Annotated in this window: 13 protein-coding genes and 1 pseudogene; all 14 read left to right on the top strand. The window is 63.7% G+C overall.

Annotated features, from left to right (window positions below; genetic code table 11):
• On the top strand, positions 1-738 hold a 738-nt coding region (locus EOC06_RS22410; protein ID WP_164898690.1), incomplete at its 5' end, for a L,D-transpeptidase family protein.
• Between the two features lie 141 nt (positions 739-879).
• Positions 880-2,526: a Na+/H+ antiporter gene (locus EOC06_RS22405; RefSeq protein WP_128308816.1), complete on the top strand. Its 1,647-nt coding sequence runs from the start codon at positions 880-882 to the stop codon at positions 2,524-2,526.
• 179 nt (positions 2,527-2,705) lie between these two features.
• A complete protein-coding gene (gene glyA, locus EOC06_RS22400; protein ID WP_013532252.1) occupies positions 2,706-4,019 on the top strand; it encodes a serine hydroxymethyltransferase in 1,314 nt (437 codons plus the stop codon).
• 76 nt (positions 4,020-4,095) lie between these two features.
• Entirely contained in the window at positions 4,096-4,746 is a 651-nt protein-coding gene (locus EOC06_RS22395; RefSeq protein ID WP_128308815.1) for a hypothetical protein, read from the top strand.
• Positions 4,747-4,896: 150 nt separating this feature from the next.
• Complete coding sequence (gene nrdR, locus EOC06_RS22390) at positions 4,897-5,376, top strand: transcriptional regulator NrdR (protein ID WP_023810227.1); 480 nt, start codon at positions 4,897-4,899, stop codon at positions 5,374-5,376.
• A gap of 2 nt (positions 5,377-5,378) precedes the next feature.
• Complete coding sequence (gene ribD, locus EOC06_RS22385; RefSeq protein WP_128308814.1) at positions 5,379-6,494, top strand: bifunctional diaminohydroxyphosphoribosylaminopyrimidine deaminase/5-amino-6-(5-phosphoribosylamino)uracil reductase RibD; 1,116 nt, start codon at positions 5,379-5,381, stop codon at positions 6,492-6,494.
• A gap of 11 nt (positions 6,495-6,505) precedes the next feature.
• On the top strand, positions 6,506-7,123 hold the full coding sequence (locus EOC06_RS22380) for a riboflavin synthase (protein WP_128308813.1): 618 nt from the start codon (positions 6,506-6,508) through the stop codon (positions 7,121-7,123).
• Positions 7,124-7,193: 70 nt separating this feature from the next.
• Positions 7,194-7,454 carry a CopG family ribbon-helix-helix protein gene (locus tag EOC06_RS22375; protein ID WP_128308812.1) on the top strand — a complete coding sequence of 87 codons (261 nt, stop codon included), beginning with the start codon at positions 7,194-7,196 and terminating at the stop codon, positions 7,452-7,454.
• On the top strand, positions 7,454-7,729 hold the full coding sequence (locus EOC06_RS22370; protein ID WP_128308811.1) for a type II toxin-antitoxin system RelE/ParE family toxin: 276 nt from the start codon (positions 7,454-7,456) through the stop codon (positions 7,727-7,729). Before EOC06_RS22375 ends, EOC06_RS22370 begins: the two co-directional genes overlap by 1 nt.
• A gap of 82 nt (positions 7,730-7,811) precedes the next feature.
• Complete coding sequence (gene ribH / locus EOC06_RS22365) at positions 7,812-8,303, top strand: 6,7-dimethyl-8-ribityllumazine synthase (RefSeq protein ID WP_128308810.1); 492 nt, start codon at positions 7,812-7,814, stop codon at positions 8,301-8,303.
• Positions 8,300-8,800, top strand: coding sequence for a transcription antitermination factor NusB (gene nusB / locus EOC06_RS22360; RefSeq protein ID WP_127322245.1), 501 nt, complete (start codon positions 8,300-8,302; stop codon positions 8,798-8,800). Before ribH ends, nusB begins: the two co-directional genes overlap by 4 nt.
• On the top strand, positions 8,797-10,014 hold the full coding sequence (locus tag EOC06_RS22355; protein WP_128308809.1) for an MFS transporter: 1,218 nt from the start codon (positions 8,797-8,799) through the stop codon (positions 10,012-10,014). The genes nusB and EOC06_RS22355 overlap by 4 nt, the downstream gene beginning before the upstream one ends.
• Positions 10,015-10,191: 177 nt before the next feature.
• Positions 10,192-11,103 carry an ABC transporter substrate-binding protein gene (locus EOC06_RS22350; RefSeq protein ID WP_127322450.1) on the top strand — a complete coding sequence of 304 codons (912 nt, stop codon included), beginning with the start codon at positions 10,192-10,194 and terminating at the stop codon, positions 11,101-11,103.
• Positions 11,104-11,158: 55 nt separating this feature from the next.
• Positions 11,159-11,539 (top strand): annotated as a pseudogene (locus EOC06_RS22345) (ABC transporter permease); the annotation flags it as partial.

Below are 11,539 nucleotides of genomic sequence, written 5' to 3'. Positions count from 1 at the left end.
AATCTGCAGCGGCTGCGCGAGAAGGCCGGCACGCTGGGCAGCCGTTACGTGCTGGTCGACATTCCGGCAGCGCAGGTCGAAGCGGTCGAGAACGACCGCGTCGTGCTTCGCCACACCGCGATCGTCGGCAAGATCGACCGGCAGACGCCGATCGTCAATTCCAAGATTAACGAGATCATCGTCAATCCATACTGGAACGCGCCCGTCTCGATCGTGCGCAAGGACATCATTCCGCTGATGCGGAAGGATCCCGATTATCTCAAGAACAGCCACATCCGCCTGTTCGCGCCCGATGGCAGCGAAGTCGATCCCATGAATGTGGACTGGTCGACCGACGACGCCGCCAAGTACCGGTTCCGCCAGGATCCCGGCTCGGAAAACGCCATGGCCTCGGTGAAGATCAATTTTCCGAGCCCTGACGGCGTCTACATGCACGACACGCCGCAGCAGAGCCTGTTCGGCAAGATGTTGCGTTTCGATTCCTCGGGCTGCGTGCGCGTGCAGAATGTGCGCGACCTCGTCACCTGGATCCTGCGCGACACGCCCGGCTGGGATCGCCAGCATTTCGAGGCGGCGATCAAGACGGGTGAAAACACGCCGATCCAGGTCACCAATCCGGTGCCGGTCCACTTCCTCTATCTCTCGGCCTGGTCGACCGGTCCGGGCGTGGTGCAGTTCCGCGACGACGTCTACGCGCTTGATGGCAACAACGAACTGCAGATCACGTCCGCGCTGTAAACATTTGATTCCTACCTAAAAAGGCCGCCTCTCAGGGCGGCCTTTTTCATTGATTGGGTGCCGCGGCGTTTTTCACGGGACGGGCGGCTGGACGGATCGGCCGGCTTTGCGCATGGTCGGCGGAAAGCCTGGAACCGGACCATGGAAGTCGCCGTCTTCATTCTGGTCGTGCTCGTCTTCGTGGCGCTTTCCGGCGCTCTGGTTCGCCTGGTACGGGTGCCGTTGCCGGTGCTGCAGATTGCGATCGGTGCCGCGCTTGCGTGGCCGGTGCGTGGCATCCATGTCGAGATCAATCCGGAACTGTTTCTGCTGGTGTTCATTCCGCCGCTGCTGTTCGGCGATGCCTATGGCGCACCGAAGCGTGAACTGATGGCGCTGCGCGGACCGATCCTGGATCTGGCCATAGGGCTGGTCTTCTTCACCATCGTCGGCTTCGGCTACGCCTTGCATTGGCTGGTGCCGAGCATCCCTCTGGTGGTCGCTTTTGCGCTTGCCGCGGTGCTGTCGCCGACCGACGCGGTGGCGGTTTCCTCGATCGTCGACAGGAATGTCGTCCCGGCCCGGCTGATGCACATTCTGGAAGGCGAGTCGCTGCTCAACGATGCGTCGGGGCTGGTCATGTTCCGCTTTGCCGTGGCGGCGGTGCTGACCGGCAGCTTTTCCCTTGCCGCGGCTTCGCTCAGTTTTCTCTATGCCGTGGCGATCGGCATCCTGATCGGCGTGGCGGCGCTGTTCGTTGCCGCCAAGCTGCTGCAATTGCTCAACCGGATCGGCGGCGTGCCGGCCGAAGCGCAGGTGCTGGTGATGGTCCTGCTGCCCTTCATAGCCTATCTCGGCGCCGAGCATGTCGGAGCTTCCGGCATCCTGGCGGCTGTCACCGCCGGCCTGCTCACCGGCGGCTCCGGCGTGTTTCGCTTCCTCGGCGTCTCGGCGCGCATGCAGACGATGTCGCTGTGGACGACGCTTTCCTTCGTTTTCAACGGCGCTCTCTTCATCGTGCTCGGCCTGCAGCTTCCCGACATCATCCGCCATGTGCCGCCGGAACTCATGAGCCTGCACCCGATCATCCAGCCGATCGCGACCGTCATCGCGCTGACGCTGTGCCTGATCGCGTTGCGGTTCCTATGGATTTGGGTGGGCGATATCGCGGCCGGCATCGCCGCGCGTTTGGGCAAGCGCAAGGCGGAGCCGTTCGGGCTGCGCGTGCGGCTCGCCGGTTCGGTGGCCGGCGTGCGTGGCGCCATTACGCTGGCCGGCATCCTGTCACTGCCGCTCGCCATGCCGGACGGCTCGCCGTTTCCGGCGCGCGACCTGGTCATTTTCCTGGCCGCCGGCGTCATCATCTGCTCGCTGGTCATCGCCAGCCTCGCTCTGCCGACGATCGCCAGGGGGCTGGTCGAGCCCGGTGAGGATGCCGGCGCCGCCGAGGAGCGCCTGGCGCGCGTGGGCGCCGCCAAGGCGGCAATCGCGCGCATCGAGAGCATTGCCGGAGCCGCCGATGATGAGGGAGGCGAGGTGCCCGGCGCCAGGCTTGCCGCTGCTGATAACATTGTCGCCGGCTACCGGCGCCGCATCGCCGCCTCGGACGAAGCCGATGAGGCCCGCGCTGAGGCGCGCGAAGCCGGAAGGCTGGAACTCGAATTGAGATCTGCCGGCATCGAAGCCGAGCGCGAGGCCGTGCGCGCCATGTTTCGCAGCGGCGAGATCAACGACCATACGTCGCAGGCGCTGTTTGCCGAAATCACGCTTACCGAGGCACTGCTGAAAGGCCGGAAGGCTCGGAAATAACGACCCGCGGGCCTGGCTGGCGCAATCCGGCCAGCAAATTTCGCGCCGCAAACGTGGCGGGGTGAAAACAACTGTGTTAATGGCGCGGCAAATGCAAGTCGCCCAAAAGTGTGCAGCGGTTTTGGGACAACGACTTGCATAAATCGAAAATTGCCCCCGAACCCCGAGGATTTCAGGCCATGGCAACAGCAGCGGCAGTGTCGAACAAATTCGAATCCTTCTTCGAAACCACGCTAGCCGACGCCGATCCGGAGATTTTCGGCGCCATCCGCAACGAACTCGGCCGCCAGCGCCACGAGATCGAACTGATCGCCTCGGAAAACATTGTTTCCCGCGCCGTGCTTGAGGCGCAGGGCTCGATCATGACCAACAAATATGCCGAGGGCTATCCCGGCAAGCGCTATTATGGCGGCTGCCAGTTCGTCGACGTGGCCGAGGAACTGGCCATCGAGCGCGCCAAGAAGCTGTTCGGCTGCAACTTCGCAAACGTCCAGCCGAATTCCGGCAGCCAGATGAACCAGGCGGTGTTCCTGGCGCTTTTGCAGCCGGGCGACACGTTCATGGGCCTCGACCTCAATTCCGGCGGCCATCTGACCCATGGTTCGCCGGTCAACATGAGCGGTAAATGGTTCAAGGTCGTCTCCTATGGCGTGCGCCAGGACGACCATCTGCTCGACATGGATGCCATCGAGAAGACCGCGCATGAGACCAAGCCGAAGCTGATCCTGGCCGGCGGCACCGCCTATTCGCGCGTCTGGGACTGGAAGCGGTTTCGCGAGATCGCCGATGCGGTCGGCGCCTATCTGATGGTCGACATGGCGCACATCGCCGGCCTGGTCGCCGGCGGCGTGCATCCGTCGCCGCTGCCGCACGCCCATGTCGTGACCACTACGACGCACAAGTCGCTGCGCGGCCCGCGCGGCGGCATGATCCTGTGCAATGACGAGGACATCGCCAAGAAGATGAATTCGGCGGTGTTCCCCGGCCTGCAGGGCGGTCCGCTGATGCATGTCATCGCTGCCAAGGCTGTCGCTTTCGGCGAAGCGCTGAAGCCAAGCTTCAAGGTCTATGCCGAGAGCGTTGCCGCCAACGCCAAGGCGTTGGCCTCCAGCCTCAAGGAGACTGGTCTCGACATCGTCTCCGGCGGCACCGACAACCATCTCATGCTGGTCGACCTCAGGCCCAAGAACGCCACCGGCAAGCGCGCCGAGGCGGCGCTCGGCCGCGCCAACATCACCTGCAACAAGAACGGCATCCCGTTCGACCCGGAAAAGCCTTTCGTCACCTCGGGCGTGCGTCTCGGCACCCCGGCCGGCACCACGCGCGGCTTTGGCCAGGCCGAATTCCGCGAGATCGGCAAGCTGATCGCCGAAGTGCTGGACGGTCTCAAGGTTGCGAATTCCGACGAGGGCAATGCCGCTGTCGAAGCTGCGGTCAAGGCCAAGGTCGTGGCGCTGACCGACCGCTTCCCGCTCTATCCCTATCTCGGCTGACGCGATAGGAAGTCTTACCGCCTGCTGCAACGACAAGCGTCGTTTCAGCAGGCCGGGGCGACCGGCAGGAGCCTTGATGATGCGACCATTTCGTTTCGCCGACCTTGGTGCCGTTGGCGCTCTGGCCGCTTTGATCGCCGCGCCTTTCCCCGGCATCGCCTTGGCGCAAACCGCCTCTGCTCAACCCGCGCCCGCGCAACCCGCACCTCAGGCCGAGTCGGCGGCGCCCGCCCAGGTGGCACCCAAGCTCGAAACTTTCGGCAGATGGTCGACCCTGGCCGACGAGGTAGACACCGGTGAGGATCTGCGCAAGACCTGCGCTGCCTCGACCGCCTTTATCGGCGCGGGCGGCGTGCCCGGTACCTTGACGCTCGTCATCACGAACGGCGATGCACTGCCGCCGGATGCCTACCCGTCCATAACCATCGCCGTCGACAACAAGGGTCTGCCGGCCGGCAAGTCGATTGCCGCCACCTTCGGCGACGACAAGGGCCGTGTCGCCGCCAAACTCCATTCCGATGGCGCCGTCAACGGCCGGCTCAGTTGGACCGTGGACAATCAGGCCAAGATCAGCCTGGCGCTCTTGCGCGCCATGCGCCGGGCATCGGTGCTTGATGTCTCCTTTGGCGACGCGCCTGTTGGAAGCATATCCATGGACGGCTTCACCAAGGCCTATCGCAGTCTCGGCGCATCGTGCGGGTTCCCAACCGCCGACGTCGCCCCCTGACGACATCGGTACGCTGCCCGCTGCTGGTGAGGCTGGCAATCCTGTCTGCACCTCGCTATCTCTGCGGGGGCGAGCGGTCGACACTTTGCCATCGTTGCAAAAAGCTCTAAGCCTTTCGCTTCACCAGATTCGCCAACCAAAGGCTTCTCCATGCGCTGTCCCTATTGCCAGTCGGAAGATACGCAAGTGAAGGACTCGCGCCCCGCCGAGGATGGCGCGGCAATCCGCAGGCGGCGCGTCTGCCCCGATTGCGGCGGTCGCTTCACCACCTTCGAGCGCGTGCAGTTGCGCGACCTCGTCGTGGTCAAGAAATCGGGCCGCAAAGTGCCCTTCGACCGCGACAAGCTGCTGCGTTCGGTGGAGATCGCCGTGCGCAAACGCAATGTCGATCCCGAGCGCATCGACCGCGCGGTGACCGGCATCGTGCGCCAGCTCGAAAGTTCCGGCGAGACTGAGGTTGCTTCGGGAGAAGTCGGCCGGCTGGTCATGGAAGCGCTGAAATCGCTCGACGATGTCGCCTATGTGCGTTTCGCCTCGGTCTACCGCAATTTTCGCGAGGCCAAGGATTTCCACGAACTGCTGGGCGAGCTCAAGGGCGACGAAATCAAGGGTGAAGAGGAAGCCAGCTGAGCATGACTGCAAGCGAACAGGCCGCCCTTGATCGCCGCTTCATGGCGGCGGCACTCAGACTGTCGCGAAAAAATGCCGGGCGAACCGCGACCAACCCGTCTGTCGGCACGCTGATCGTGCGCGACGACGGCAATGGTCCGATGATCGTCGGCACCGGCGTCACCGCTGTCGGCGGCCGCCCGCACGCCGAGACCGAGGCCCTGGCCGAGGCCGGCGCGCTCGCCCGTGGCGCCACCGCTTACGTCACGCTCGAACCCTGCGCTCATCACGGCCGCACGCCGCCTTGCGCCAATGCGCTGGTCAATGCCGGTGTCGCGCGCGTCGTCGGCGCCGCCAGCGATCCCGATTCGCGCGTGTCCGGCAAGGGCTACGCCATCCTGCGTGCCGCTGGTGTCGAGGTGGTCGAGAAGGTCTTGGCGGCGGAAGCCGCCGAGCAGATGGCCGGCTATCTGATTCGATCGTTGAGGAAACGCCCCGAAGTGATTCTCAAGCTTGCGCTTTCCAGCGACAGCAAGATCGGCAGGGAAGGCGAGGGACAGGTGTCGATCACCGGCGATATCGCGCGCCGCGAGGTGTATCTGATGCGCGCCGAGGCCGATGGCATACTGGTTGGTATCGGCACAGCCCTTGAGGACGATCCCGCCCTGACAGTGCGCTTGCCGGGGCTGGAGAACCGTTCGCCTGCACGCATCGTGCTCGACCGCCAGATCAGGTTGCCGGAGGCTTCGAAGCTGGTTTCGGGCGTGGACCGGGTGCCGCTCTATGTCGCCGCTTGCCTGGAGGCCGATCCGCTGCGGCGCGCAGCACTCGAACGCGCCGGCGTGCGCTTCATCGGCACGGAGACCCATGAAGGCGGTGTCGCGCTGCCGGAACTGCTTGAGGATCTGGGTGCGTTCGGCATGGCCAGCGTGCTGGTTGAGGGCGGCGCCAAGGTGGCAAGCGCCTTCCTGGCCGATGGGCTGGTCGACCGCATCGTGCTGTTCCAGGGGCCGGAAGCGATCGGCGATGACGGCATTGCGTCGCCAATCGACGCTGACCATATCCCGGCAGGATTTCGCAAGCTGCGCGACATGCGTTTCGGCGAAGACAGCTACGCCGAGTGGATAAGAGACATTTAGGATCAACACCGATGTTTACCGGAATTGTCACCGATGTCGGCACTGTCGCGTCCGTCAAGCCGCTCAGGGAAGGGGTGGGTTTGCGCATCGACACCGGCTATGACCCACAGACCATTGCCATCGGCGCGTCGATTTCCTGCGGCGGCGTCTGCCTGACGGTCACGGGCTTGCCCGACAGCGGCTCCAACGCACGCTGGTTCGAGGTCGAGGCCTGGGAAGAGGCGCTCAGGCTGACCACGGCCTCTGGCTGGAAATCCGGTACCAAGGTCAATCTGGAGCGCGCACTGAAGATCGGCGACGAACTTGGCGGCCACATCGTTTCGGGCCATGTCGACGGCATCGCCGAGCTCATCGAGCGCAAGGATGAGGGCGACGCGGTGCGCTTCACACTGGAGGCGCCGCGCGAACTGGCGAAGTTCATTGCGCCCAAGGGCTCGGTCGCGCTCGACGGCACTTCGCTCACCGTCAACAAGGTGGAAGGCGCGCGCTTCGACGTGCTGCTGATCCACCACTCGCTGACCGTGACCACCTGGGGCGAGCGCAAAGTCGGCGACCGCGTCAATCTCGAGATCGACACCATGGCCCGCTACGCGGCGCGGCTGGTGGAGGCGGCGAAAGAGGGGCTTTGAGCTATTGGCCAATCGAAACTCGACTTAATCAGCTTTAATCGCTATGATTAAATCCGATTATGAGGTTCAAATGGACACAAAGGTAATCACCGCTCATGTTCCGCTCCCACTTGCAGAAAAGGTTGATCAGCTAGCTGCTCGCCTTGAGCGTCCGCGTGGTTGGATTGTCAAACAAGCTCTTTCTGCCTGGGTCGACTTGGAGGAAGAGCGCCGGCGGCTGACACTCGAAGCGCTGGCCGATGTGGATGCCGGCCGAGTTATCGATCATCAGGCAGTGCAGGCGTGGGCTGACAGTCTTGGCACTGAAAAGCCGCTGCCTGTGCCACGTTGATGGAGTTGAAGTGGACCAGCAAGGCTTTGTCCGACCTGGTCAGGCTTCATGATTTTCTCGCGTCAACAAATAGCCAGGCAGCCGCACGTGCCGTGCAGGCACTCACCGCTGCGTCTGCACGGCTAGTCGAGTATCCGCGCATCGGTGAAAGACTGGAAGAGTTCGAGCCACTCGAACTGCGCCGCATTTTGGTGGGCAACTACGAAATACGCTACGAAATACGAAATGACACGATTTCTGTGCTGCGCCTATGGCACACGCGAGAGGATCGATAGGGCAGGCTTGGCCTTCTCCAATCTTCCGCTTGCGATGAACCCGGCTTCGGCCTAAGTCACCGGCAACTCCCCGGAGACTTTTATGGCTGGTACATCCCAACACGGCAAAGCCTTCATTCGTCCGAAGGCGAAGGCGCATCTGCTCATTGTCGAAGCGCGCTTTCACGACGACCTTGCCGACGCGCTGCTCGAAGGCGCGACAAGCGCGCTCGATGAAGCGGGCGCGACTTACGACGTCGTCACCGTTCCAGGTTCGCTCGAGATTCCGGCGGTGATTACCTTCGCACTGGACGGTGCGGAAGGCGGCACACATTATGACGGCTTTGTCGCGCTCGGCACCATCATCCGCGGCGACACCTACCATTTCGACATTGTCGCCAATGAATCCAGCCGCGCGCTCATGGATCTGAGCGTGCAGGACTCTGTCTGCATCGGCAACGGCATCCTGACCACCGAGAATGACGCCCAGGCCTGGACTCGCGCCAAGCGCTCGGAAGGCGACAAGGGCGGCTTTGCCGCGCGTGCGGCGCTGACCATGATTGCCCTCAAGGAACAACTGGGAGCGCGATCGTGAGCGAACCCGCTTCGCCCGGCCAGCCCACGGTGCGCCACGCCAACAAGCGCGGCGCTGCCCGTCTGGCCGCCGTGCAGGCGCTCTATCAGATGGATGTCGCCGGCAGCGGTGTCTTCGAGATCACCGCCGAATATGAGGCCTTTCGTCTCGGCAAGGAAGTCGACGGCGCGCTCTATCGCGAGGCCGATGCGCAATGGTTTCGCGCCATCCTGGCGGGTGTCGTCGAGAACCAGAAGACCATCGATCCGATCATCCGCCAGGCGCTGACCGAGGACTGGCCCCTGTCGCGGCTGGATTCGACGCTGCGCGCCATCCTGCGCGCCGGCGTCTACGAACTGATGAAGCGCGAGGATGTCCCCGTCGCCGTCATCGTCTCCGAATATGTCGACATCGCCAAGGCCTTCTACGAGGAAGACGAGCCGAAGCTGGTCAATGCCGTGCTCGACCGTGTGTCTCGCCGGGTGCGTGGCGAGGGGCGCGGCAAGGACGCATCATGACGGCGATCGCCCTCGAGACCGGTCAGGAGGCGCGCCGCACCGCGCTGATCCTCGCCGCCTCGCAGGCGATCATCGGCTCGGCGGCCCCCATCGCCATCTCCGTGGGCGCGCTGGCCGGGCAATATCTGCTTGGTCCCGACAAATCATTGGCGACAGCGCCGATCACCGGCTTCAACATCGGCGTGGCGCTCGGCGCGCTGCCTGCAGCGGCCATCATCCGCAGCATGGGCCAGCGAAGCGGCTTCATGACCGGCACGATCGTCACGGCGCTTGGTGGCCTGATCGCCACCTTGGCGCTTTTTCAAGGCGGCTTCTGGCTGTTTGCCTTCGGCTTGCTCACGATCGGTGTCGGCGGCGCCTTCGTCCAGCAGTTCCGCTTCGCCGCCGCCGACAACGCACCGCCTGAATTCAAGGCGCGCGCCATCTCCTTCGTGCTGGCCGGCGGCGTCGTCACCGCCATCCTCGGGCCGCAGATCGTCATCTTCACCCGCGAATTGCTTGCGCCGGTCATGTTTGCCGGTTCGTTCAGCTCCATCCTGCCGCTGGCCGCCGTCGGCGCCATCATCCTGTCGTTCCTGCGGCTGCCGGCGAAAGCATCCGGCAAGGTGGAGACCGCCGACAGCGACGCCAGACCACTGGCTGAAATCATCACGCAGCCGCGTTTCGTCGCCGCGCTTTTCTGCGCGGTCGGCAGCTATGCGCTGATGAGCTTCGTCATGACGGGCGCACCGCTGGCCATGGTCGGTTGCGGCCTTTCGGAAAACGACGCGACGCTCGGCATCTCCTGGCACGTCATGGCGATGTTCGCGCCAAGCTTCTTCACCGGCTCGCTGATCCATCGCTTCGGCGCCGAACGCATTGTGGCCACCGGCCTGATCCTGCTCATCGGCTGCGCCATTGTCGCTCTGTCGGGCCTGGCGCTGTGGCAGTTCTGGACGTCGCTGATCCTGCTGGGCCTTGGCTGGAACTTCGGCTTCATCGGCGCGACCGCGATGGTTGCCGCCACCTACCGGCCGTCGGAAAAGGGCAAGGTGCAAGGCTTCCACGACTTCGTCCTGTTCGGCTCCGTCGCCTGCGCCTCGCTGATGTCGGGCATGGTCTACAACGCCTGGGGCTGGGAGATGCTGAACTGGATAGTCTTTCCGGTCACCGTCCTGTGCTTCGTGGCGCTCGGCGCGCTCAAGCTGACGAGCTTGCGCAAAGCTGAAGCCTGATTCATCCGCCGTCTCACCTGACACGGCGCTGTCAGCACGATGTCGGCCGAATTTACCGCTTCGGAACAAAAATATTGCGTCTGTACCTATTGTTATGAAACCGTGTACCCCGACTGGCCGTTGAAGCCATGCTCATATGCGGTCACCGCGTTTCGGTTCATAGCAAGGGGTTTCACAATGTTTTCAGTCAAGTTTCTGGCCGGCGCGGCATTGGCGCTCGGCATCACGGTGGCTTCCGCCAATGCCCAGGTGGTTGTCTCTTCGAAGATCGACACAGAGGGCGGCGTGCTGGGTAACATCATCCAGCTCGTGCTCAACGCCAACAACATCAAGACATCGGACCGTATCCAGCTCGGTGGCACGCCGGTGGTGCGCAAGGCGATCACCGCCGGCGAGATCGACATCTATCCCGAATACACCGGCAACGCCGCTTTCTTCTTCGAAAAGGCCGACGACCCGGTCTGGAAAGACGCCGCCAAGGCCTATGAAACGGCCAAGAAGCTCGACTACGACGCCAACAAGATCGTCTGGCTGTCGCCGTCGCCCGCAAACAACACCTGGGCGATCGCGCTTCGCAAGGAAGTCGCCGAGACCAACAAGCTCGCCACGCTTACCGACTTCGGCAAATATGTCGCGGGCGGCGGTCAGGTGGTGCTGGCGGCTTCCGCCGAGTTCGTCAATTCGGCGGCCGCACTTCCGGCTTTCCAGACTACCTATGGCTTCACGCTGAAGCCTGAGCAATTGATCACCCTCTCGGGCGGCGACACGGCGGCAACCATCGCAGCGGCCGCCAACCAGACCAATGGCGCCAATGCGGCCATGGTCTACGGCACCGATGGCGGCATCGCACCGTCCGGGCTCGTCGTGCTCGACGACGACAAGGGCGTGCAGCCAGTCTACCAGCCGGCGCCGATCATCCGCGAAGCGGTGCTGAAGGAACATCCCGAGATCGAGACGCTGCTGAAGCCGGTTTTTGCCAAGCTCGACCTCGTCACCCTGCAGGAACTGAACGGTCGCGTGCAGGTCGGCGGCGAGCCGGTCAAGGGCGTCGCCGAGGACTTCCTGAAGAAGAACGGCTTCCTGAAGTAGGACGATTCCGGCGCGCCGCTTTCGTGGCGCGCCGGATCGACTGACGGGGCAGGGCGTGAACATCCGCTTCGACAAGCTCGGCGTGGTCATCGCCGCGATATCAGCCTATGCGGCCTTCGCCGCCCCCTTTGCCACGTTCCGTGCCAACCGCATCGTCCCCGGCCAGGCGCGCTCGATTCTCGAGGCGCTGCCGGCAACGACCGGGACGCTGCTGCTCGCCATCATTGCCGCCGCGGCACTCATCGCGCTGTTCAAGACACCACTTGTGCTGCGCCTTGCCGCCAGCGTGATGGCGCTTGCCGCGCTCGCGCTGCTGATCGGTGTCGCCGGAACATTTCTCACGCCGGCGGGCAACACCTTCGCCAGAGTTTCGCCAGCCTCCGGTTTCTGGATTCTGATCTTTGCCTTCACGCTTTTGCTCGCCGACGTGCTGACA

Source organism: Mesorhizobium sp. M7A.F.Ca.MR.362.00.0.0, from assembly GCF_004023175.1.
Classification (GTDB): Bacteria; Pseudomonadota; Alphaproteobacteria; order Rhizobiales; family Rhizobiaceae; genus Mesorhizobium.
Note: the sequence above shows the minus strand (reverse complement) of the source record. Positions and strands in the feature narration are given on the sequence as shown.

What these genes read in the sequence shown, in the direction of transcription:
- EOC06_RS22405 (WP_128308816.1), top strand. Translation starts at nt 880, where the DNA reads ATGGAAGTCGCCGTCTTCATTCTGGTCGTGCTCGTCTTCGTGGCGCTT.
- glyA (WP_013532252.1), top strand. Translation starts at nt 2,706, where the DNA reads ATGGCAACAGCAGCGGCAGTGTCGAACAAATTCGAATCCTTCTTCGAA.
- EOC06_RS22395 (WP_128308815.1), top strand. Translation starts at nt 4,096, where the DNA reads ATGATGCGACCATTTCGTTTCGCCGACCTTGGTGCCGTTGGCGCTCTG.
- nrdR (WP_023810227.1), top strand. Translation starts at nt 4,897, where the DNA reads ATGCGCTGTCCCTATTGCCAGTCGGAAGATACGCAAGTGAAGGACTCG.
- ribD (WP_128308814.1), top strand. Translation starts at nt 5,379, where the DNA reads ATGACTGCAAGCGAACAGGCCGCCCTTGATCGCCGCTTCATGGCGGCG.
- EOC06_RS22380 (WP_128308813.1), top strand. Translation starts at nt 6,506, where the DNA reads ATGTTTACCGGAATTGTCACCGATGTCGGCACTGTCGCGTCCGTCAAG.
- EOC06_RS22375 (WP_128308812.1), top strand. Translation starts at nt 7,194, where the DNA reads ATGGACACAAAGGTAATCACCGCTCATGTTCCGCTCCCACTTGCAGAA.
- EOC06_RS22370 (WP_128308811.1), top strand. Translation starts at nt 7,454, where the DNA reads ATGGAGTTGAAGTGGACCAGCAAGGCTTTGTCCGACCTGGTCAGGCTT.
- ribH (WP_128308810.1), top strand. Translation starts at nt 7,812, where the DNA reads ATGGCTGGTACATCCCAACACGGCAAAGCCTTCATTCGTCCGAAGGCG.
- EOC06_RS22355 (WP_128308809.1), top strand. Translation starts at nt 8,797, where the DNA reads ATGACGGCGATCGCCCTCGAGACCGGTCAGGAGGCGCGCCGCACCGCG.
- EOC06_RS22350 (WP_127322450.1), top strand. Translation starts at nt 10,192, where the DNA reads ATGTTTTCAGTCAAGTTTCTGGCCGGCGCGGCATTGGCGCTCGGCATC.